The organism is Pseudomonas sp. GW821-FHT02A11 (genome assembly GCF_059421985.1).
Window position 1 is genome coordinate 1 of sequence record NZ_JBWKWB010000018.1, and the last position, 22,129, is coordinate 22,129.

Consider the following 22,129-nt stretch of genomic DNA (forward strand, 5'->3'; position numbering starts at 1 on the left):
CGTTGCTGAAGAAAAAGCAGGATTACGACCCTGCCAGACGTTTGGGGGTTGCCCCCCAAACATAGAATCTCCCACAGGGTTTCGCAACAACAGTCCCATCCGAGTCAGCCCACCCCGCCCCTACAAAGCCCGCGCAATAATCTCCTTCATGATCTCGTTGGTCCCTGCATAAATCCGCTGCACCCGCGCATCCGCCCACGCGCGCGCAATCGGGTATTCCCACATGAAACCGTACCCGCCATGCAGCTGCACGCATTCGTCGAGCACCTTGCATTGCAAATCCGTCGCCCAGTACTTGGCCATGGCTGCTGTCGGGACATCCAGCTTGCCCTGCAGATGCAACTCAAGACAGCGGTCAATGAAGACCCTGCCGATCTGCACTTCAGTGGCGATTTCCGCCAACTTGAAACGGGTGTTCTGAAAGTCGGCAATCGCCTGACCAAACGCCTTGCGCTCACGGGTGTACTCCAGCGTCCACTGCAAGGCCGCTTCGGCCGAGGCGATGGCACCGATGGCAACCGTCAGGCGCTCCTGGGGCAGCTCCTGCATGAGATAGGCAAAGCCCATCCCGGCTTGGCCCAGCAGGTTCTCCTTGGGTACTCTGACGTCCTGAAAGAACAATTCGGACGTGTCCTGGGCCTTCATGCCGACTTTCTCCAGGCGCTTGCCCTTTTCGAAGCCCGGCGTACCCGCCTCCACCAAAAACAAGCTGGTGCCCTTGGCGCCCGCTTTGGGGTCGGTCTTGGCTACGACGACGACCAGATCCGCCAGGAAGCCATTGGTGATAAACGTCTTGGAGCCATTGATAACGTACTCATCGCCGTCGAGCACCGCTGTGGTCTTCACGCCCTGAAGGTCAGAGCCAGCGCCCGGTTCGGTCATCGCGATAGCAGTCACCATCTCGCCAGACACCATCTTCGGCAGGTATTTCTGCTTCAAAGCCTCGCTGCCGTAATGCAGGATGTAGGGTGCGACGATGTCCGAGTGCAGGGAAAACCCGATGCCGGTCAGGCCCAGCCGGTAGATTTCCTCGATCACGACGGTGGTGTAGAGAAAGTCCGCCGCCATGCCGCCGTAGGCCTCAGGCAGGTGCGAACACAACATGCCCTGCTCCCCCGCGCGGTTCCACAGGGTGCGATCGATGTGCCCCTGCTTCTCCCATTGCGCATGAAATGGCGCGGCCTCCTGCTCGAGAAACTTGCGCACGCTGTCGCGGAAAAGCTCGTGTTCCGGGCTGAAAAGAGTTCTTGGGAGCATGGGGCACCTTGTCTTGAGGGATCGTCGGGGAGCAGTGCGAACAGAGCGTATGCCGAGGAATTTGACGACGACACTGGACACATCCGACAAAAAATAAGACGATCACGCCGTTGCTTGACCACTTTCCCTTATAAGAACAACAGATTATGTCTACTCAACACAACGTGCCATTGCGGCGCGTCAGCATCCTCGCGATCGATGGAATCTTCGCGTCCACTTTGACCCAGGCCAAGGACTTCTTCCATCTGGCCAGCCTGCGCTATGGCAAACAGTTGGGCCAAGGCCTCAAAGCCGCTTTTGAAACCCGTCTCGTCAGCCCCGACGGCCAGCAAGTTCGCAGCTTCAGCGAAGTCGTGTTGCCGGTGGACGGCGCGCTCGAAAACGCCGACATCATCATCCTCCCAGCCTTTGTCGATAACTTCGACACCCTGCGACAACGCTACTCACAAATCCTGCCTTGGCTGCGTGAACAGCACGCCCGCGGCGCCGTGCTGTGCGGCGAGGCCAGTGGCGTGTTCTGGCTGGCCGAAGCCGGGCTGCTCGATGGCAAGGAGGCGACCACCTACTGGCGGTTCTTCAACGAATTCGCCGAGCGGTTTCCCAAGGTGCTGCTCAATCAGGAGAAGCACCTGACCGACGCCGACAACCTGTATTGCGCGGGCGGGACCATTTCGGCGTGTGACCTGTACATCTACCTGATCGAGCGTTTCTGCGGCGCCAACGTCGCGCAAACCGTGGCGCGAGACATCCTGTATGAAGTCCAGCGCAGCTACTCGCCAGGCCGAATGGGCTTCGGCGGTCAGAAACTGCATCAGGATGTGATCATCCTGCAGATCCAGCACTGGCTCGAAGAGCACTTCGCCGACAAATTCCGCTTCGAAGACGTAGCGCGGGAACATGGCATGAGCATTCGCAACTTCATGCGTCGCTTCCAGACGGCCACGGGCGACAAACCGCTGCACTATCTGCAACGCCTGCGCATCGAAACCGCCAAGGGCCTGTTGTCAGGATCGCGCAAGAGCATCAAGACCATCAGCTACGAAGTCGGCTACGACGATGCGAGCTTTTTCGCACGACTGTTCCGGCAACACACCGAGCTGTCGCCCAATCAGTATCGCCAACAATTTCAGCAGGCGGCCTGAATAGCCTGTAGGAGCGCGCTTGCCCGCTATAGCGTCGTGTCAGACAACCCTGTTCTGACTGATCAATCGCCATCGCGGGCAAGCGCGCTCCTACAATGGACGCCATCAATAAAAACGCCCGCAAGATGCGGGCGTTTTTTGTCGAATTCTCTTAAGGCTTGTGCGCCCGAGACAGGAACTCGTGGGACTGCATTTCCAGCAAGCGACTCAACGTGCGCTGGAACTCGAAGTTCAGACGCCCACCGGTGTAAAGATCCTTCAACTCAACTTCAGCCGAGATGATCAGTTTGACGTTGCGGTCGTAGAACTCATCGACCATGTTGATGAAACGCCGAGCGATGTCGTCGGTGGTGACGCTCATCTGCTCAACGCCACTGAGCAACACGGCGTGAAAGATCTTGCCGAGCTCGATGTAGTCGTTTTGACTGCGAGGGCCGTCGCACAGCTCGCGGAAGTCGAACCAGGCCACGTCGTCGCAGGTGCGCAGCGCCTTGATCTGACGGTTTTCGATGATCAGCACATCGTTTTCCACAGCCTTGGTGCACTCGGGGGTCAGCGCGCGGAAGCTTTTGCGCATGCTGTCCTGAGCCGCTTCGTTGAGCGGGAAATGGAACAGCTCGGCCTGCTCCAGATGACGCAGACGATAGTCCACGCCGCTGTCGACGTTGACGATGTCGGTGTTCTGCTTGATCAGCGCGATGGCCGGCAGGAAGCGGGCGCGCTGCAGGCCGTCCTTGTACAGGCCGTCCGGCACGATGTTCGAGGTGGCAACCAGGGTCACGCCGTTCTTGAACAGCTCTTCCATCAGCGTGCCGAGGATCATGGCGTCGGTGATGTCGGAGACGAAGAACTCGTCGAAGCAGATGACTCGCGCTTCGCCCGCGAACTGCTTGGCGATCAGGGTCAGCGGGTTCTTTTCGCCCTTGAGGTTTTTCATCTCCTCGTGGACGCGTTTCATGAAGCGGTGGAAGTGCGTGCGCATCTTGTCTTCAAACGGCAGCGCTTCGAAGAAGGTGTCGACCAGGTAGGTCTTGCCACGGCCAACGCCGCCCCAGAAGTACAGGCCCTTGATCACCGTGACTTCTTTCTTGCCGAACAGCTTGCCGAACAGGCCAGGCTTGTTCTCGTGGGCCGCGACCAGATCGTCATACAGGCGCTGCAGATGACGCACAGCGTTTTCCTGAGCGGCATCGTGGAAGAATTCAGGCTTTTTAAGGTCGTTTTGATAGCTTTCTAGGGGAGTCATAGTCTTTCGGCTCGTACGAAATGTATCTGCGCTCGGTGATGCTGCGTTGAAAACAGCCTCGGAATGCTCATTTAGGGGCCTAAACTCCGCTTCCTCGGCTGTTTTCGCCTTGCCTGACCTTCGCTCGAAACATTTCGTACGGAGCCGCCGCAAGGGAGCAAAAACGGGCCGACACTGTAGCGACGGCCCGTTGTAATGGCAATTAATCCTGTTGTGGCGCCAGGGCCAGTTTCAGGCTCTCGACCGCAGCGTCGCGGGCAGCGGCGTCAGCGAAGGCAGGACTGTCGGCCACGCATGCGCCATCAAGCCATACGCTGAACGCCTGGCCCTCTGTGCGAATGTCCAGATCGCCGCCTTGTTGCAGCTGTTTGCTCACCGCGCCCGCCGCCTTGCCGTCCGTGAACGAGCGGGACAACAGTAACTGCTCGCCATCAGCCGCCAGCAGGCGGAAACGGAAGCTGCCATCGTCTTCACGGAAGCTGACGAAGCGCGCACCCTTGCTGGCCTTCTTCTTGGTGGCTGCAACGACTGGCGTGGTTTCGCGGAACGAACGCAAGCCGACAGCTTCACGCAGCTCACCCAAAAACGGCGTGGCAATGCGACGTGCCTTCTGTGCGCCGGCGTGCAGAATGTCCTCCAGATCGGCTGGGCGCTCAATCAGACGATGGTAGTTCTCGCGGGCTTCGCCCAGTTCGCTGTCGAGCAGCTGGAACAGACGCTGCTTGGCCTCGCCCCAACCCAGGCCTTGCAGCAGGTCGGCGCGGAACGCTTCGCTTTGATCATTGCTGGCGAATGCCTGATAGAGGGTGAACAGGTGCGAATTGTCCGGATCTTTCGCTTCGCCGGGCAGGCGCGAGTCGGTGACGATGCGCGAAATCGCGTCCTTCATCTCCTTGGCGCTGCTGAACAATGGAATGGTGTTGTCGTAGCTCTTCGACATCTTGCGGCCGTCCAGGCCCGGCAAGGTCGCCACGCTCTCTTCGATCAGCGCTTCGGGCATGACGAAGAACTCTTTGCCCTGGCCGAACAGGTGGTTGAAACGCTGACCAATGTCGCGCGCCATTTCGACGTGCTGGATCTGGTCGCGCCCCACTGGCACCTGATGAGCGTTGAACATCAGGATGTCGGCGGCCATCAGCACCGGGTAACTGAACAGGCCCATGGTGATGCCGGCGTCCGGGTCTTCACCGGCTTCGACGTTCTTGTCCACCGACGCCTTGTAGGCGTGGGCGCGGTTGAGCAGGCCCTTGCCAGCCACGCAGGTCAGCAGCCAGGTCAGCTCGGGAATTTCCGGAATGTCGGACTGACGATAGAAGGTCACGCGATCGACATCCAGACCGGCTGCCAGCCAGGTTGCGGCGATTTCCAGACGCGAGCGCTGAATGCGCAGCGGGTCATCGCATTTGATCAGCGCGTGATAATCGGCCAGGAAGTAGAACGAATCGGCATCGCTCTGGCGGCTGGCGACGATGGCCGGGCGAATGGCACCGGCGTAGTTGCCCAAATGGGGCGTACCGGTGGTGGTGATACCGGTCAGGATACGAGTGGTCATGGCAGGTCGCTTATGCTGGGTGCGGCAATCGATTCAGAGGCGCGGCAGGACCAGATCCTTGAGGTCGGTCAGCTTGCCGTGGAAAAAGTGTCCGCATTCTGCCACTTTCAGCAGCTCATGGGGGCGCGAGAGTGCGTCAGACCAGGCATATACGAGTTGTGGGTCGACCACCTCGTCGGTTTCCGGCTGGATCAGGGTCAGCGGCGCCTTTTGCGCCAGCGCACTCGGGTCAGCGATACGCATGACCGCAGGCGCGACCATGAACAGATGGTTCAGCGTTTCACCCTTGGCTTCCAGACGCCCGCCCAGGGTGGCCGCGACAAAACCACCGAAGGAGAAACCGAACAGGGTCATTGGCAGATCCGGGTGTTTCTCCCGCAGCCAGGTCGCCGCAGCTTCGGCGTCATCGACTTCGCCCTGCCCCATGTCCGAGGCCCCCGCACTTTCGCCGACGCCGCGATAATTGAAACGCAGCGTGATGTATCCTGCGTCCCGCGCGGTGCGTTGCAGGGTCGAGATGACTTTATTGAGCATCGTGCCGCCCTGAACCGGGTTAGGATGGCAGATCAGCGCCACGCCCTTGGCCCCTTCCAGGTCAAGGTACAGGGCTTGGAGTTGGCCCACCGGGCCGTCGATGAATACAGGGGTTTCACGCATGAGCAAGAATGAACTCCGTGACCTTCAATTGGGTCGACTCGTCTAGCTGATTGTCTGTGGCTGGCATGTGGGCGACGCGTCGCCGCTATACAGCGCAGGTTCGAGCCGTTAACGTAAAGCAAAGCCGTTTATAGAGGAAGGACTCGTGGATTACTCGCTCTTAGTTTGGTTGCTGCCGACTATCGCCCTGATCGTTGGTGTCGCCATCGGTTTCTTCGTGGCGCGTGCGCTGCCCAATGCCGCGCCTAACAGCACTCAGCGCCAGCTGGATGACGTTCAGGAGCGTTTCGACACCTATCAGAACGAGGTGGTCACCCACTTCAACAGCACGGCCAACCTGGTGCAGAAGCTGTCCCAGAGCTATCAGGACGTACAGGAACACCTCGCCGAGGGCGCCAACCGTCTGGCCCTGGACGACCTGACCCGCCAGCGCCTGCTCGCCGCCCTGCACCCCGATGCACTGCAACCGCCACGCGACCGCCTGACCCCGCCACGCACCGCCGCCGAGCCACCACGTGACTACGCGCCAAAAGCGCCAAACACCCCGGGCATGCTGGATGAGCATTACGGCTTGAAGAAGTAAGACGATACCCATCGAAAAGCCCGCCCCTGAGGTGATCAGTGGCGGGCTTTTTTGTGGGCGTTCGGAAATGCCTTACGCACTTTCAGGACATGCCCGGTTACAACGCTTCTCGACAAACCCTATGCTCCATTTCGGTCTTCAGGAGGGGTCATGCACATCATCAAAACAGTCGCGGCGTGCGTCGCGCTGACGGGTTGCGTTTCGCAGGACTGCGTCAGGGATTGCTACATCACGGAGCAGGAGGAGTATGAGTCGCGCTGGGAAAAGCTGTGCGAGAAGCACACATTTGATCGACGCTGCGAGGGGCGCTCGCCATCGCGATTAGCGTTGTGATCGCCATCTGGTCCTGATGAAAGAACACAGGGGCTGCATCGTCCCCTGTGGGAGCGAATTCATTCGCGATGCGGTGGTACATCCAGCGAATACGTGTTGGATGTACTGGCCAATCGCGAATGAATTCGCTCTCACAGGGGAAAGGCGGTGCGCCGCTGAAATCACACCCATAAAAAAACCCGCCATCGCTGGCGGGTTTCTTGTGCATCAAAAAACGCTTAGATCGCGCCGCGGACTCGCAGCAGATCCAGCACTTGCTTGACGCTTTCTTCGACGTTCAGCGATTGGGTGTCGATCACAAGATCGGCATCCAGCGGCACGTCGTACGGGAAGGACTCACCCGGGATGTTGTCCTTGCCAGCTGCGTACAGGCCCTGCGGATCACGCTCGCTACAAACCTGAGGCGACGCTTGAACGTAAACGGTGATCAGGCGATCGTCCCCGATCAGCGCCTTGGCGTTGGAGCGACCCGCTGCATCCGGTGCGACGAACGCCGCCAGGGTCAGCAAGCCCGCTTCGTTGAACTGACGCGCCACGTGCGCGGCACGACGCCAGTTCTCGGTGCGACCGGCGCGATCCTGCGGCAGACCTTTGTTCAGGTCGTGACGCAGGTTCTGGCCGTCAAGGACGAACACCGCGCGCCCCATGTCGAACAGCTTGCGCTCGACGGCGTAGGCCAGTGTGCTCTTGCCCGCGCCAGACAGGCCGCTGAACAACACGGTGGCAGGCTTCTGGCCGAAACGCTGGGCGCGCTCCTCGACCGAAACGTGAGCCAGCGCGCCGTGATGGGTTTCGTGACCCGCCACCACCGGCTTGGCGATGATCATGCCCGCCGCGACGGTGCCATTGGTCAAGCGATCGATGACGATGAACGCGCCGGTGGTGCGGTTGCTGTCGTAGCCGTCCAGGGCGATCGGCGCATCAAGGCTGATCTTCACGCGACCGATTTCGTTCAGTTGCAACGCGCTGGCAGGACCTTCTTCCAGCGTGTTCACATCGACCCGGTGGGTGATGCTGGCAATCGAGCCCGGCACATAAGACGTGGCGCGCTTGATGTCGTACTTCTTGCCCGGCAGCATCGGCTCTTCAGCCATCCACACCAACATGGCGTCGAAGGCGTCAGCCACTTGCGGGACATTGTCGGCGTGCACCAACAGGTCGCCACGGGAGATGTCGATTTCGTCTTCCATGGTCAGGGTCACGGCCTGACCTGGGCCTGCGTGTTCCAGCTCACCTTCGAAGGTGACGATGGATTTAACCCGGCTGCCCTTGCCCGAGGGCAGCACGACGACTTCGTCGCCCTTGCGCACGATGCCGCTGGCCAGCGTCCCGGCAAAGCCACGGAAGTTCAGGTTCGGGCGGTTGACGTACTGCACGGGGAAGCGCAGGTCGTCGAGATTGCGGTCGCTGGCGATCTCGACGGTTTCGAGGATTTCCATCAGCGACTGGCCGGTGTACCAAGGCGAACGCTCGCTCTTGTTCACCACGTTGTCGCCCTTGAGCGCCGACATCGGAACGAATTCCATGGTGGTCGGTTTCAGGGAGATACGATCGGCGAACTTCAGGTAGTCGGCCTTGATCTGCTCGAAAATGGTCTCGTCGAAGCCATTGAGGTCCATCTTGTTGATGGCGACCACGATGTGCTTGATACCCAGCAGCGACGCGATGTAGCTGTGGCGACGGGTCTGGGTCTGCACGCCGTAACGTGCGTCGACCAGGATGATCGCCAGGTCACAGGTGGACGCGCCGGTGGCCATGTTGCGGGTGTACTGCTCATGGCCGGGGGTGTCGGCGATGATGAATTTGCGTTTGGCCGTCGAGAAGTAACGGTAGGCCACGTCAATGGTGATGCCCTGCTCGCGCTCGGCTTGCAGACCGTCCACCAGCAACGCCAGGTCGACGTCATCGCCGGTGGTGCCGGACTTCTTGGAGTCACGGGTGATGGCTTCCAGGTGATCTTCGTAGATCATCTTGGAGTCGTGCAGCAAACGGCCGATCAACGTGCTCTTGCCGTCGTCGACGTTGCCACAGGTCAGAAAGCGCAGCATCTCCTTACGTTCGTGCTGGCCCAGGTAGGCGAGGATGTCCTCGCTGATCAAATCAGATTGGTGCGACATGAGGAGACCCTGAAAATTAGAAGTAGCCTTGGCGTTTCTTGTCTTCCATGGAACCGGCGCCATCGTGGTCGATGACGCGGCCCTGGCGTTCGGACGTACGGGTCAGGAGCATCTCCTGAATGATGTCCGTCAGGGTCTCGGCCTCGGATTCGACAGCGCCCGTCAGCGGGTAGCAGCCAAGAGTACGGAAACGCACCTTCTTCTTGACGATGCGTGCTTTTTCATCGTCGGTGAGGTGCTCAAGGATGCGATCGTCGTCGATCATGATCAGGGTGCCGTTCTTCTCGATGACTTCACGCTCGGCGGCGAAGTACAACGGGACGATCGGGATGCCTTCGAGGTAGATGTACTGCCAGATGTCCAGTTCGGTCCAGTTGGACAGCGGGAACACGCGGATCGACTCGCCCTTGTTGACGTTGCCGTTGTACACGTTCCAGAGCTCGGGACGCTGGTTCTTCGGGTCCCAGCGGTGCTTGCTGTCGCGGAAGGAATACACGCGCTCCTTGGCGCGGGACTTCTCCTCGTCGCGGCGCGCGCCGCCGAAAGCGGCGTCGAAGCCGTGCTTGTCCAGCGCCTGTTTCAGGCCCTGGGTTTTCATGATGTCGGTGTGCTTGGAGCTGCCGTGGGTGAACGGGTTGATGTCCTGCGCCACGCCTTCCGGGTTGATGTGGGTGATCAGCTCAAGGCCCATCTCCTCGACCATCTTGTCGCGGAAGCGATACATCTCCTGAAACTTCCAACGTGTGTCCACGTGCATCACCGGGAACGGCAACTTGCCCGGAAAGAAGGCCTTGCGCGCCAAGTGCAGCATCACGGCGGAGTCCTTGCCGATCGAGTACAGCATCACCGGGTTATCGAACTCGGCGGCGACCTCGCGGATGATGTGGATGCTTTCCGCCTCCAGCTGTTTCAGATGCGTCAGTTTGTCGACCATGGTTACTCACGGGATAACGTACTTTATGGAGAGCCTGCGGGCTCTGTCGAGCGAGGCACTTTATCATGAGGCCTGATTCTAATCAGCGGCCCCCATAGATCGAAACGGTATAAACATATAGCTCAGGCTTTGGACCCGTCGCATTTGCGGTCACCATTTTGTGGGAGCCGGCTTGCTGGCGAAGGCGTCAGTTCAGCCACAGATGTGTTGAATGACACACTGCTTTCGCCAGCAAGCAGGCTCCCACAGGGGGCACCTGTGGTTGCGTGGGTTAACCTCAAATCGGATTGGGGCAATCGATGAACAGATGCTCCAGCGCAAATCGACGCGCGAGGTAATCGCCCAGCGCCTGCACACCATAACGCTCGGTGGCATGATGGCCAGCCGCGATGAAGCTGATGTCGTTTTCGCGAGCGCTGTGGAAGGTCTGCTCAGACGCCTCGCCACTCAGGTACAGATCGACACCGGCCAGCACCGCCTGATCGATATAGCCCTGCCCCCCTCCCGTGCACCAACCCACGCGACGGACCATACCGCTGCCCTCTATCAACATCGGCTCGCGCCCCAACGCACTTTGCACTCGATGAGCGAAATCCCGAGGCGTCATGGGCTCGGACAACGAGCCGACCAGCCCGACGATGCGAGGGTTTTCCGGATCGAGCGGGCCTTCTATAGTGATGTCGAGCTGCTGCGCCAACTGCACGTTGTTGCCCACCTCAGGATGCAGATCCAGCGGCAAGTGATAGGCCAGCAGGCTGATGTCGTGCTTGAGCAAGGTCTTCAAACGACGCTGCTTCATGCCGGTAATGCGCGCGTCTTCACCTTTCCAGAAGTACCCGTGATGGACCAGGATCAGGTCGGCATCGGCCTCCACCGCCGCATCGAGCAAGGCTTGGCTTGCGGTGACGCCGGAAACGATCCGGGTGACCTGCGGCCGCCCTTCGACCTGCAAGCCGTTGGGGCAATAATCCTGAACCCGTGCGCTGCCCAGATAGCGGTCCGCTTCCTCAACGAGTGTGTTCAGAGAAACAGCCATAAAAGTCTCCTAAATAGGCATTTCAGACCGTGCTGGTCCTCGTATAATGCCCGCCATTATGGCGCAGGTAAGCTGCGTTTTTTCCTTCAGGACCTTGTTCAATGTTCAAAGCGCTGCGTTTTCTCGGCTGGCCATTGCTTGCTGGTGTGCTTATCGCTTTATTGATTATTCAGCGCTATCCGCAGTGGGTCGGCCTGCCGAGCCAGGACGTCAACCTGCAACAGGCGCCACAGACGGCCTTCATCCAGCAAGGCCCGGTGTCCTACGCCGATGCCGTGAGCAGCGCCGCGCCTGCGGTGGCCAACCTGTACACGACCAAGATGGTCAACAACAAACCCAATCATCCGCTGTTCGAAGACCCGCAGTTCCGGCGTTTCTTCGGCGATAACCTGCCCAAACAGCGGCGAATGGAGTCCAGCCTCGGTTCGGCGGTGATCATGAGCCCTGAAGGCTATTTGCTGACCAACAACCACGTCACCTCCGGCGCCGACCAGATCGTCGTGGCCTTGAAGGACGGTCGCGAAACCATCGCTCGGGTGATCGGCAGCGATCCGGAAACCGACCTTGCGGTCCTCAAGATCGACCTGAAGAACCTGCCCTCCATTACCCTCGGCAGCTCCGACAACATCCGCATCGGCGATGTTGCCTTGGCCATCGGCAACCCGTTTGGCGTGGGCCAGACGGTGACCATGGGCATCATCAGCGCCACTGGGCGCAACCAGCTGGGCCTCAACACCTACGAGGACTTCATCCAGACCGACGCGGCCATCAACCCCGGCAACTCGGGCGGCGCACTGGTGGACGCCAATGGCAACCTGACCGGAATCAACACGGCGATCTTCTCCAAGTCGGGCGGCTCTCAAGGGATCGGCTTTGCCATTCCAACCAAGTTGGCGCTGGAAGTGATGAAGTCGATCATCGAGCATGGCCAGGTGATTCGCGGCTGGCTGGGGATCGAGGTGCAGCCGCTGACTCAGGAGCTGGCGGAATCCTTCGGCCTGAAGGATCGCCCAGGCATCGTGGTCGCCGGGATCTTCCGCGACGGCCCGGCGCAGAAGGCCGGCCTGCAATTGGGTGACGTGATTCTGAGCATCAATGGCGAACCGGCCGGTGACGGACGCAAGTCGATGAACCAGGTCGCTCGGACCAAACCGACAGACAAGATTGCGATTCAAGTCATGCGGAACGGCAAGGAATTGAAGTTGATGGCGGAAGTGGGACTGCGTCCGCCACAGACGCCTGCGCCTGCGCCTGCGCCTGCGGCTGAGGATTAAGCTTCGGACATGCCGAGGCGGTGTGCAGGCAACCCGATTGTTGGCCTGCTCGCCGCGTCCAACGGTAGGAGCGCGCTTGCCCGCGATCGCGTTCGGTCAGGCAAGATATCAGCCATTGACCCATCGCACTCGCGGGCAAGCGCGCTCCTACAATAAATCGCTACAACGCTCCCAACGCATCCACCAGCGCCTGATTCTGCTCAGGCGTGCCGATGGTAATGCGCAGGAATTGCGCGATGCGTTCCTGTTTGAAGTGGCGCACGATCACGCCCTGCTCACGCACCTTGGCCGCAAGACCCGCCGCATCATGCTGAGGGTGACGGGCGAAGATGAAATTCGCGGCCGATGGGAGCACCTCAAAGCCTATGCCCTCCAGCTGCTCAACCAGGATTTCACGGCTCGCGATCACCTGCTTGCAGGTCTGCTCGAAGTACTCGCGATCATCGAACGCGGCGGCAGCGCCGACAATGGCCATGCGATCCAGCGGATAAGAGTTGAAGCTGTTCTTGACCCGCTCCAGCGCCTCGATCAAATCGGGGTGGCCGACCGCCAGCCCGACCCGCAGGCCGGCCAGTGAACGGGACTTGGACAGCGTCTGCGTGACCAGCAGGTTTGGGTACTGATCCACCAGACCGATGGCCGTCTCGCCACCGAAGTCGATGTACGCTTCGTCAACGATCACCACCGAATCAGGATTGGCCTTGAGGATCTGCTCCACTGCCTCCAGCGCGAGCAGGCAGCCGGTCGGAGCATTGGGGTTCGGGAAGATGATCCCGCCGTTCGGGCGGCTGTAGTCCTCAACGCGGATCTGGAACTGCTCGTCCAGCGGCACCGCCTCGTACTCAACGCCATACAGGCCGCAGTACACCGGGTAAAAGCTGTAGCTGATGTCCGGGAAGAGCAGCGGTTTTTCCTGCAGGAAGAACGCGTGGTAGGCGTGAGCCAGCACTTCGTCGGAACCGTTGCCGAGGAACACACGATTCGCGTCGACGCCGTAGTAGCGCGCGACGGCCTGCTTGAGCAGGTCGCTGTTCGGGTCCGGGTAAAGACGCAGATTGTCATTGACCTCGGCGCGCATCGCCTCAAGGGCTTTTGGCGACGGGCCATAAGGGTTTTCGTTGGTGTTCAGTTTCACCAGCTTGGTGATTTTCGGCTGTTCGCCCGGCACGTAAGGCACGAGGTCACGGACAAAAGGACTCCAGAATTTGCTCATGCTCACTTGCCTTCTTGTTGAGTGTCGACGATGCGGTATTCAGCGCTGCGGGCGTGAGCGGTCAACGACTCGCCGCGCGCCAGCACCGACGCGGTCTTGCCCAGCTCCGAGGCGCCCTGCTCCGAGCAGAAAATGATCGAGGAGCGTTTCTGGAAATCGTAGACCCCCAGTGGCGAGGAAAAACGCGCGGTGCCGGACGTCGGCAGCACGTGGTTCGGGCCTGCGCAGTAATCGCCCAGCGCTTCAGAGGTGTGACGGCCCATGAAGATGGCACCGGCGTGACGAATCTGTGGCAGCCAGGCCTGAGGGTCAGCAACCGACAGCTCCAGGTGCTCTGGCGCGATGCGGTTGGCGACTTCGATGGCCTGGGCCATGTCCGCCACCTTGATCAGGGCGCCACGGCCGTTGATCGAAGTGTTGATGATCTCGGCGCGTTCCATGGTCGGCATCAGTTTGGCGATGCTCGCGGCGACCTTGTCGAGGAACTCGGCGTCGGGGCTGACCAGAATCGCCTGGGCGTCTTCGTCGTGCTCGGCTTGGGAGAACAGGTCCATGGCGATCCAGTCCGGATCGGTCTGGCCGTCGCACACCACGAGGATTTCCGAGGGACCTGCGATCATGTCGATACCGACCTGACCGAACACGTGGCGCTTGGCCGTGGCGACATAAATGTTGCCTGGGCCGACCACCTTGTCGACCTGCGGCACGCTTTCAGTGCCGTAGGCCAATGCCGCGACAGCCTGCGCGCCGCCGATGGTGAACACGCGATCAACGCCCGCGATGCAGGCCGCAGCCAGCACCAGCTCGTTGATCTCGCCGCGCGGGGTCGGGACGACCATCACGACTTCACCGACGCCTGCCACCTTGGCCGGGATCGCGTTCATCAGTACCGAAGATGGGTACGACGCCTTGCCGCCTGGCACGTACAGGCCTGCACGATCCAGTGGCGTGACCTTCTGGCCCAGCACGGTGCCGTCGGCTTCGGTGTAGCTCCAGGAGTCCTGTTTTTGCCGTTCGTGGTAGCTGCGCACACGGTCGGCTGCCTTTTCCAGCGCCTGGCGCTGAGCCGGGGTGATACGAGTCAGGGCCAGTTCCAGACGCTCGCGCGGCAGGATCAGGTCGGCCATGGAGGCGACGTCCAGCGCATCGAAGCGCTGGGTGTATTCCACCAGCGCCGCATCACCGCGCTCACGCACGTTCTTGATGATGTCCAGCACACGCTGATTGACCGAATCGTCAGACACGCTTTCCCAGCTCAGCAAATGATCCAGATGTCGAGCGAAATCCGGGTCAGCAGCGTTGAGTCGGCGAATGGTGTTGGAAGTGGTCATAGCGTGAGCCTCTATAAATGGCGTTTTCTCAGGAGCCTAATGCGAAGGCAGGAGCCTAAGCTACCAAGCCATCCGCGCAGGCACCTGAGAAATTTGGCTATGACACGGATAGCTGGGCGCAACGTCGTGTGACGTTGCGCGAATCAGTCAACCGCGGTGTCGCGACTCCACGGCCCCGCGCAGCGTGTCGATCAGCGACTGGATGCGGGCGTGCTGCATCTTCATCGAAGCCTTGTTCACCACCAGACGGGAACTGATGTGGGCGATCAGCTCCTGAGGCTCCAGACCGTTGGCACGCAGCGTGTTGCCTGTGTCGACGACGTCGATGATCTTGTCGGCCAAGCCGACCAGCGGCGCCAGCTCCATGGAGCCGTACAGCTTGATGATGTCGACCTGACGGCCTTGTTCGGCGTAGTAACGCTTGGCAACGTTGACGAACTTGGTCGCCACACGCAGACGGCCGCGAGGTTCGGCGGCACCTACAGCACCCGCGGTCATCAGTTTGCATTGGGCAATCTGCAGATCCAGCGGCTCGTACAGCCCCTGGCCACCGTACTCCATCAGGACGTCCTTGCCCGCCACACCCAGATCCGCCGCGCCATGCTCGACATAGGTCGGCACATCGGTCGCCCGCACGATCAGCAGGCGTACATCGTCCTGGGTCGTTGGAATGATCAACTTGCGGCTCTTGTCCGGATTCTCGGTCGGCACGATGCCCGCCGCAGCGAGAAGCGGCAGGGTGTCGTCAAGGATTCGGCCCTTGGACAGTGCGATGGTCAACATGGGAAACGTCAGTCCTTATCAGCAAGCACGTGCCGGGTCGCGAGTGGCGCCCGACCACCTTCGAGTCAGAACCATAGGACTCGAAGTGAAACGATTCAAAAGGTCAAACCTGCATCGGCAACCCGCCGCCTGCTCAGCGCAGACAGCGGGCTCCTCAAGCAATCAGCCCGGAACGCGACGGATCTTGGCGCCCAGCATCTGCAGTTTTTCTTCGATGCACTCATAACCACGGTCGATGTGGTAGATGCGGTCGATCAGCGTGTCGCCCTGGGCGACCAGTGCCGACAGCACGAGGCTGGCCGAAGCACGCAGGTCGGTGGCCATCACTGGCGCGCCTTTGAGCTTTTCGCAGCCAGTGACGATGGCCGTGTTGCCCTCGACCTGAATCTGCGCGCCCATGCGGTGCATTTCGTACACGTGCATGAAACGGTTTTCGAAGATCGTCTCGATGATCGCGCCGGTGCCTTCGGCAATGGCGTTCAGCGAAATGAACTGAGCCTGCATGTCAGTCGGAAAAGCTGGGTACGGCGCGGTGCGCAGATTGACGGCCTTCGGACGCTTGCCGTGCATGTTCAGCTCGATCCAGTCCTCACCGGTGGTGATTTCTGCGCCCGCTTCACGCAGTTTCTCGAGAACGGCTTCAAGGATGGTCGGATCGGTGTCCTTGACCTTGACGCGGCCACCGGTCACGGCAGCGGCAACCAGGTAAGTGCCGGTCTCGATGCGGTCAGGCATGACGCGATAGGTCGCCTGGCCCAGACGCTCGACGCCTTCGATGGTGATGGTGTCGGTGCCAGCACCGGAAACCTTGCCACCCATGGCGTTGATGAAGTTCGCCAGATCGACCACTTCAGGCTCGCGCGCAGCGTTCTGCAACACGCTGCGGCCGCGGGCCAAGGCTGCGGCCATCATGATGTTTTCGGTACCCGTCACGCTGACGGTGTCAAAGAAGAAGTGCGCGCCACGCAGGCCGCCTTCTGGCGCCTTGGCCTTGATGTAGCCGCCTTCGACTTCGATGATCGCGCCCATGGCTTCCAGGCCACGGATGTGCAGGTCGACTGGACGCGAACCGATGGCGCAACCGCCAGGCAAAGCGACTTCAGCCTCGCCGAAGCGGGCAACCATCGGACCCAGCACCAGGATCGAGGCGCGCATGGTTTTCACCAGCTCGTAGGGCGCGACCAGGGTCTTGATGGTGCGAGGATCGATCTCGACGCTGAGCTTCTCGTCGATGATCGGCTCAATGCCCATGCGGCCGAACAGCTCGATCATGGTGGTGATGTCGTGCAAGTGCGGAAGGTTCTGCACGGTGACCGGCCCATCGGCCAGCAGGGTTGCAGCAAGAATCGGCAGGGCAGAGTTCTTCGCCCCGGAAATGCGGATTTCGCCATCAAGACGAACGCCGCCAGTAATAATCAGTTTATCCATTGGAATCTCGACGCCAATTAGGCTCAGGTGCGCTCGGCCCATGCAGCGCGGCTGAAAAATTTCATGGTGACCGCGTGGATGCTGCCATCGGCGATCCATGGGTTCAAATGCGTGTAGATCTGCTGCTGGCGCTTGACTGGACTCAGTGTAGCCAGCTCATCGCTGATCAGGTTCAACTGGAAGTTGCAGCCTTCGCCTTCAACTTCGACCTGGACCTCTGGCAGCTTACCTTCAAGGAAGCTTTTAACTTCTACGGCCTGCATGCTTAACCTCAATCGGCGCTCTACGCGCGCGGGTCGGCCATCATACAAAAAAGCCCTCTCGTTGCGAACCCTGCGTTGCAGGAGCCGGACGAGGGGCTTGATCGATGACAGCAATCAATGTTGTTCGAACAGTTCGGTCAGACCCGAGACCTGTGCGATTTCTTTCATGTCTTCGGGCAACGCTCGGACGGTGACCGACTTGCCAGCCGCCTGCCCGTCGCGCATGAAGGCCAGCAAAAGCGCAAGGCCCACGCTGCTGGACTTCTCCACGGCTGAGCAGTCGAGCACCATTGCTGGTGCATCACTGGCCTTGATCAAATCGGCACCCTGCTTGCGCAGCGCGGGGGCTGAGCGGTAGTCGAGCACGCCAAACAGCTTCAGCTCGCCACCACCCACCGCTGTGACACATGCTTCACTCATTTGACGACCTTGTCAGGCGACTTTTCGGTCTCCTGCTTGGCCTTGGCGACTTCGCCAGCCCAGCCATCGATGGTCTTGTCCAAGTTGTTGCCGTTGCGCTGCATCGCGTCAGCGAACTGGTCGCGGAACAACTTGCCAATGTTGATGCCGTTGATGATCACGTTGCGCACTTTCCACTCGTTGTTGATCTTCACGAGGGTGTACGAAACCGGGTACACGGCGCCGTTGTTACCCTTGACCGACATGTCGACAGAGGTGCGATCGGCACCCTCTTCCTTGGCCGGGGAAACGGTTATGCCCTGGTTGTTGTATTCCAGCAGCGCGTTGCCATAGAACTGGATCAGGCTGCGCTTGAAGTTTTCCTGGAAGCGCTGCATCTGCGCAGGTGTAGCGTTGCGCGAATACTTGACAGTCATGATGCTTTTGGAGATGCCGTCCGCATCGATTACCGGGCCCACGATGCCGTTGAGCGCGTCATAGAACGCCTGCGGGTTGGTTTTGTAGGTTTCCTTGTTCGCCGCAAGGTCTGCCAGTAATTGCTTGGTCGTGCTGTCCACCAGATCATGAGCTGAGGATGCAGTAGCAGCCGCGTTGGCAAACAGTGGCAGAGCAGCCAGCAGCACCAGAAGGCCACGGCGCAGAATCGAGATCATGAAAAAACTCCTCATTTGGCGTCTTTACCCACGGAATTAAGCAGGAATTTACCGATCAGGTCCTCGAGTACCAACGACGACTGGGTGTCATGAATCGTCCCGCCGTCCTTGAGCAGCTTGTCATCACCGCCCACGCTGATGCCGACATATTTCTCACCCAGCAGGCCGGCAGTGAGAATGGATGCCGTGGAGTCGGAAGGCAGGTTGTTGACCCGCTTGTCGACTTCCATGGTCACACGGCCGGTGAAGGTATCGTGGTCCAGATCGATTGCAGTGACCTTGCCGATGGTCACACCGGCCATGGTCACCTTCGCTCTGACAGTCAAACCAGCGATATTGTCGAAATTTGCATAAAGTTTATAGCTGTCACTTGTCGTGCTGGCGCTCAGACCACTGACGCGCAGGGCGAGCAAGAGCAAAGCCAGAATCCCGGCCAGCAGGAACAGGCCGACACCGGTTTCGAGGGCGCGGTTTTGCATCAGAAGTCTCCAAACATCAAGGCGGTCAAAATAAAGTCCAGGCCCAATACGGCCAAAGAGGCATAGACCACGGTCTTGGTCGTGGCGCGACTGATCCCCTCTGAAGTGGGCTCGCAGTCATAGCCTTGGAACACGGCAATCCAGGTGACCACGAAAGCGAAGACGACGCTTTTGATGACACCGTTGATGACGTCGTTGGGGAAGGAAACGCTGTTCTGCATGTTCGCCCAGAAGGAACCTTCGTAGACGCCCAGCCAGTCAACGGCCACCCAGGAGCCGCCCCAGATACCGACAACGCTGAAAATGATGGCGAGCACGGGCAGGGAAATGAAACCTGCCCACAGACGCGGCGCGACGATGTACTTCAGCGGGTCGACACCGATCATTTCGAGGCTGGACAACTGCTCGGTAGATTTCATGTTGCCGATTTCCGCGGTCAATGCCGAACCTGCACGCCCCGCGAACAACAGCGCAGTCACCACCGGCCCCAGTTCACGCAGCAGCGTCAAGGCAACCATCTGCCCAACCGCCTGCTCTGAGCCGTATTTGGCCAGGATGCTGAAGCCCTGCAGGGCCAGCACCATGCCAATGAAAACACCGGAAACGACGATGATCGCCAGCGACATCACGCCGACCGAGTAAAGCTGGCGAACCAGTAACTGGAAACCGCCTCCGATCCCGCCTCGTCCTAGCAAGGCATGAAACAGAAACAGCCCCGAACGCCCCAATACTGCAACAATATCGATCGCCGAACGCCCCATCAGGCGAACACGATCCATCAACGACTTTCTGCGCATCAGCGCTTCCCCAAAAGATCTTCGCGATAATCCGGTGCCGGATAGTGAAAAGGCACAGGGCCGTCTGGATCCCCTGTCATGAACTGGCGAATGCGCGGATTATCCGATTGCATCAATTCCTGCGGAGTCCCCTGCCCCAGGACCTGTCCGTCGCCGACCACATAGAGGTAGTCGGCGATGCTCGCGGTCTCGGCCAGGTCGTGAGACACCACGACACTGGTGATGCCGAGCGCGTCATTGAGCAGACGGATCAGGCGCACCAGCACGCCCATGGCAATCGGGTCCTGCCCCACGAAAGGCTCGTCATACATGAGGATCTGCGGGTCCAGCGCAATCGCCCGGGCCAGCGCAACGCGACGCTTCATGCCGCCGGACAGCTCATCGGGCATCAACTCGACCGCGCCGCGCAGACCCACCGCCTGCAGTTTGAGCAGGACGATGTCGCGGATCATGTCTTCAGGCAATTGGGTATGGACACGCAGCGGGAACGCCACGTTTTCGAATACGTCGAGATCGGTGAACAGCGCACCGCTCTGAAACAGGACACCCATCTGCTTGCGAGCATCGAAAAGATCGCTGCGCGAAAGCTGCGGCAAGTTCTGGCCATTGACCCAGACCTCACCGCTGCTCGGACGCAGTTGTGCTCCCATCAGTCGCAGCAGCGTTGTTTTGCCACTGCCTGACGGCCCCATGATGCCGGTAACTTTGCCCCGGGGGATGCGGATGTCCACATTATTGAAGATGCTGCGCGTACCGCGTTTGAAGGAAACACCCTTCAATTCGACCGCGTAGGCGTTATCGGCACTCATCTAAACTCCTTGCGAGGCAGCCTGTCTCTCAGATGCCGCGTCCTTTTCGAACGACACACTGTCTGGAGGGGCCGAACAAGCGGCGAACTATAACACCGCTGTCGTACGCCGCCAAAGCTCCAACGTGGCCACTTGTATCTTCGGAGAAATATTTCGGCAGCTGTGGAAATTTCCCACACTTATTAAGCCATTGCCGGACTGGGGCCGAAGGAAGGATCCTTTCTATACACAAAGTCCTGCGATGAGGCGTGAGGCTTTTCAACATTGCCGCTATAATCGCCGCCTTTTCACCCGACCGACCCTTTCCAGACATGACCAACGCTCGCGACCTGATTCACTCCGCACAGTGCACCATCCGCCTTGAAATTGAAGCGGTGGAAGGCTTGCTTGCGCACATCGACGCAGACTTCGTCAGCGCCTGCGAGATGATTCTCGCAAGCCAGGGCCGCGTCGTGGTGGTCGGCATGGGCAAATCCGGGCACATCGGCAAGAAGATCGCGGCCACTCTGGCCAGCACCGGCACCCCGGCGTTCTTCGTACACCCGGCCGAAGCCAGTCACGGCGACATGGGCATGATCACCAGCGCCGACATCATCCTGGCGCTGTCGAACTCGGGCACCACAGCCGAAATCGTGACCCTGCTGCCGCTGATCAAGCGCCTGGGCATCAAGCTGATCAGCCTGACCGGCAACCCCGACTCGACCCTGGCCAAGGCCGCCAACGTCAACCTCAATGCGCGGGTCGAAAAAGAAGCCTGCCCGTTGAATCTCGCTCCCACATCGTCGACCACTGCGGCGCTGGTCATGGGCGATGCGCTGGCTGTCGCGCTGCTCGACGCACGTGGTTTCACCGCCGAAGACTTCGCTTTCTCGCATCCGGGCGGCGCGCTGGGCCGCCGCCTGCTGCTCAAGGTCGAGCACGTCATGCACAGCGGCGACGCGCTGCCTTGGGTTGCCCGCGGCACTCCACTTCGCGATTCGCTGATGGAAATGACCCGCAAAGGCCTGGGCATGACCGCCATTCTCGAACCGGACGGCGCGCTGGCCGGGGTCTTCACCGACGGCGACTTACGCCGTACGCTGGACCGCGACATCGATATTCGTCAGGCAACCATCGACGATGTCATGACCAAGCACGGCAAGACCGTCCGCCCGGAAATGCTCGCAGCCCAAGCGCTGAAAATCATGGAAGACAACAAGATTGGCGCGCTGATCGTCGTCGACGAGAACGACCGCCCTGTCGGTGCGTTCAACCTTCAGGACCTTCTTCGCGCAGGAGTGATGTAAATGAGCCTCGACATGAACGACCTGATGCAACGCGGCAAACAGATCAAACTGGCGGTCTTCGACGTCGATGGCGTACTGACTGACGGTCGCCTGTACTTCCTCGAAGACGGCAGCGAGTTCAAGACCTTCAACACCCTCGATGGCCAGGGCATCAAGATGCTGATCAACTCTGGCGTCACAACGGCTATCATTAGCGGTCGCAAGACCCCTGTCGTAGAGCGCCGTGCGAAGAACCTGGGTATCGCCCATCTTTACCAGGGCCGCGAAGACAAGCTGGTGGTGCTCGACGAACTGCTCCAACAGCTGAACCTGAGCTACGAACAGGTGGCCTATCTGGGCGACGACCTGCCCGATTTGCAGGTAATTCGTCGCGTAGGGCTGGGCATGGCGGTGGCCAACGCGGCCGGATTCGTCCGCCAACACGCCCATGGCACGACCCAGGCCCGAGGCGGTGAAGGAGCTGCCCGAGAATTCTGCGAGTTGATCCTGAGTGCTCAGGGCAACCTCGAAGCGGCCCACGCCGCCTACTTATAGAA

23 protein-coding genes are annotated in these 22,129 nt (G+C 60.0%); 6 read left to right on the forward strand and 17 right to left on the reverse strand.

All coding sequences use genetic code 11. From position 1 onward, the window contains the following. Positions 1 to 120: 120 nt before the first annotated feature. On the reverse strand, positions 121 to 1,257 hold the full coding sequence (locus AC07V9_RS21620; protein WP_495017679.1) for an acyl-CoA dehydrogenase family protein: 1,137 nt from the start codon (positions 1,255 to 1,257) through the stop codon (positions 121 to 123). 245 nt (positions 1,258 to 1,502) lie between these two features. On the opposite strand from AC07V9_RS21620, the gene AC07V9_RS21625 reads away from it, so the two are divergent. Beyond that, positions 1,503 to 2,399, forward strand: coding sequence for a GlxA family transcriptional regulator (locus tag AC07V9_RS21625; protein WP_495017772.1), 897 nt, complete (start codon positions 1,503 to 1,505; stop codon positions 2,397 to 2,399). Between the two features lie 151 nt (positions 2,400 to 2,550). On the opposite strand, the gene zapE is transcribed toward AC07V9_RS21625, so the two are convergent. From zapE to AC07V9_RS21640, 3 genes are all read right to left on the reverse strand, one after another. Further along, a complete protein-coding gene (gene zapE / locus AC07V9_RS21630) occupies positions 2,551 to 3,645 on the reverse strand; it encodes a cell division protein ZapE (protein ID WP_495017680.1) in 1,095 nt (364 codons plus the stop codon). 202 nt (positions 3,646 to 3,847) lie between these two features. Then, complete coding sequence (locus tag AC07V9_RS21635) at positions 3,848 to 5,197, reverse strand: tryptophan--tRNA ligase (RefSeq protein WP_495017681.1); 1,350 nt, start codon at positions 5,195 to 5,197, stop codon at positions 3,848 to 3,850. 33 nt (positions 5,198 to 5,230) lie between these two features. Continuing rightward, a complete protein-coding gene (locus AC07V9_RS21640) occupies positions 5,231 to 5,854 on the reverse strand; it encodes an alpha/beta hydrolase (RefSeq protein WP_495017682.1) in 624 nt (207 codons plus the stop codon). A gap of 145 nt (positions 5,855 to 5,999) precedes the next feature. On the opposite strand from AC07V9_RS21640, the gene AC07V9_RS21645 reads away from it, so the two are divergent. Together AC07V9_RS21645 and AC07V9_RS21650 are read left to right on the forward strand one after the other, a co-directional pair. Continuing rightward, positions 6,000 to 6,437 (forward strand): Z-ring associated ZapG family protein, encoded by a 438-nt coding sequence (locus AC07V9_RS21645; RefSeq protein WP_495017683.1) that lies wholly within the window; start codon positions 6,000 to 6,002, stop codon positions 6,435 to 6,437. A 150-nt stretch (positions 6,438 to 6,587) separates the two neighbouring features. Next, positions 6,588 to 6,770, forward strand: coding sequence for a hypothetical protein (locus tag AC07V9_RS21650; protein WP_495017684.1), 183 nt, complete (start codon positions 6,588 to 6,590; stop codon positions 6,768 to 6,770). Between the two features lie 218 nt (positions 6,771 to 6,988). On the opposite strand, the gene cysN is transcribed toward AC07V9_RS21650, so the two are convergent. The 3 genes from cysN to AC07V9_RS21665 form a co-directional block, all read right to left on the reverse strand. Next, complete coding sequence (gene cysN, locus AC07V9_RS21655) at positions 6,989 to 8,887, reverse strand: sulfate adenylyltransferase subunit CysN (RefSeq protein WP_495017685.1); 1,899 nt, start codon at positions 8,885 to 8,887, stop codon at positions 6,989 to 6,991. 16 nt (positions 8,888 to 8,903) lie between these two features. Further along, the gene (cysD, locus tag AC07V9_RS21660; protein ID WP_495017686.1) at positions 8,904 to 9,821 is read right to left on the reverse strand and encodes a sulfate adenylyltransferase subunit CysD; all 918 of its coding nucleotides are present in this window, start codon (positions 9,819 to 9,821) and stop codon (positions 8,904 to 8,906) included. Between the two features lie 277 nt (positions 9,822 to 10,098). After that, positions 10,099 to 10,857 (reverse strand): Nif3-like dinuclear metal center hexameric protein, encoded by a 759-nt coding sequence (locus AC07V9_RS21665; protein ID WP_495017687.1) that lies wholly within the window; start codon positions 10,855 to 10,857, stop codon positions 10,099 to 10,101. 101 nt (positions 10,858 to 10,958) lie between these two features. On the opposite strand from AC07V9_RS21665, the gene algW reads away from it, so the two are divergent. Beyond that, positions 10,959 to 12,131, forward strand: a complete 1,173-nt coding sequence (gene algW, locus AC07V9_RS21670) for a Do family serine endopeptidase AlgW (RefSeq protein ID WP_495017688.1) — start codon at positions 10,959 to 10,961, stop codon at positions 12,129 to 12,131. 160 nt (positions 12,132 to 12,291) lie between these two features. On the opposite strand, the gene hisC is transcribed toward algW, so the two are convergent. From hisC to AC07V9_RS21720, 10 genes are all read right to left on the reverse strand, one after another. Continuing rightward, positions 12,292 to 13,344, reverse strand: a complete 1,053-nt coding sequence (gene hisC / locus AC07V9_RS21675; RefSeq protein ID WP_495017689.1) for a histidinol-phosphate transaminase — start codon at positions 13,342 to 13,344, stop codon at positions 12,292 to 12,294. A gap of 2 nt (positions 13,345 to 13,346) precedes the next feature. Further along, entirely contained in the window at positions 13,347 to 14,675 is a 1,329-nt protein-coding gene (gene hisD / locus AC07V9_RS21680; RefSeq protein WP_495017690.1) for a histidinol dehydrogenase, read from the reverse strand. A gap of 147 nt (positions 14,676 to 14,822) precedes the next feature. Then, a complete protein-coding gene (hisG, locus tag AC07V9_RS21685) occupies positions 14,823 to 15,458 on the reverse strand; it encodes an ATP phosphoribosyltransferase (RefSeq protein WP_495017691.1) in 636 nt (211 codons plus the stop codon). A 162-nt stretch (positions 15,459 to 15,620) separates the two neighbouring features. After that, positions 15,621 to 16,886 (reverse strand): UDP-N-acetylglucosamine 1-carboxyvinyltransferase, encoded by a 1,266-nt coding sequence (gene murA / locus AC07V9_RS21690; RefSeq protein ID WP_495017692.1) that lies wholly within the window; start codon positions 16,884 to 16,886, stop codon positions 15,621 to 15,623. A gap of 23 nt (positions 16,887 to 16,909) precedes the next feature. Then, positions 16,910 to 17,149 (reverse strand): BolA family protein, encoded by a 240-nt coding sequence (locus AC07V9_RS21695; protein ID WP_495017693.1) that lies wholly within the window; start codon positions 17,147 to 17,149, stop codon positions 16,910 to 16,912. A gap of 114 nt (positions 17,150 to 17,263) precedes the next feature. Further along, positions 17,264 to 17,569, reverse strand: a complete 306-nt coding sequence (locus AC07V9_RS21700) for an STAS domain-containing protein (protein ID WP_495017694.1) — start codon at positions 17,567 to 17,569, stop codon at positions 17,264 to 17,266. Then, positions 17,566 to 18,222 carry an MlaC/ttg2D family ABC transporter substrate-binding protein gene (locus AC07V9_RS21705; RefSeq protein WP_495017695.1) on the reverse strand — a complete coding sequence of 219 codons (657 nt, stop codon included), beginning with the start codon at positions 18,220 to 18,222 and terminating at the stop codon, positions 17,566 to 17,568. The genes AC07V9_RS21700 and AC07V9_RS21705 overlap by 4 nt, the downstream gene beginning before the upstream one ends. A gap of 11 nt (positions 18,223 to 18,233) precedes the next feature. Next, the gene (gene mlaD / locus AC07V9_RS21710; protein ID WP_495017696.1) at positions 18,234 to 18,701 is read right to left on the reverse strand and encodes an outer membrane lipid asymmetry maintenance protein MlaD; all 468 of its coding nucleotides are present in this window, start codon (positions 18,699 to 18,701) and stop codon (positions 18,234 to 18,236) included. Continuing rightward, positions 18,701 to 19,498 (reverse strand): lipid asymmetry maintenance ABC transporter permease subunit MlaE, encoded by a 798-nt coding sequence (gene mlaE, locus AC07V9_RS21715; protein ID WP_495017697.1) that lies wholly within the window; start codon positions 19,496 to 19,498, stop codon positions 18,701 to 18,703. The genes mlaD and mlaE overlap by 1 nt, the downstream gene beginning before the upstream one ends. Continuing rightward, positions 19,498 to 20,307: an ATP-binding cassette domain-containing protein gene (locus tag AC07V9_RS21720; protein ID WP_495017698.1), complete on the reverse strand. Its 810-nt coding sequence runs from the start codon at positions 20,305 to 20,307 to the stop codon at positions 19,498 to 19,500. The genes mlaE and AC07V9_RS21720 overlap by 1 nt, the downstream gene beginning before the upstream one ends. Before the next feature lie 311 nt (positions 20,308 to 20,618). Between AC07V9_RS21720 and AC07V9_RS21725 the strand changes: the two genes are divergently transcribed. Both AC07V9_RS21725 and AC07V9_RS21730 read left to right on the forward strand, forming a co-directional pair. Further along, positions 20,619 to 21,593, forward strand: a complete 975-nt coding sequence (locus tag AC07V9_RS21725) for a KpsF/GutQ family sugar-phosphate isomerase (protein WP_495017699.1) — start codon at positions 20,619 to 20,621, stop codon at positions 21,591 to 21,593. Then, positions 21,594 to 22,127, forward strand: coding sequence for a KdsC family phosphatase (locus AC07V9_RS21730; RefSeq protein ID WP_495017700.1), 534 nt, complete (start codon positions 21,594 to 21,596; stop codon positions 22,125 to 22,127). The last annotated feature ends 2 nt before the right edge of the window (positions 22,128 to 22,129 follow it).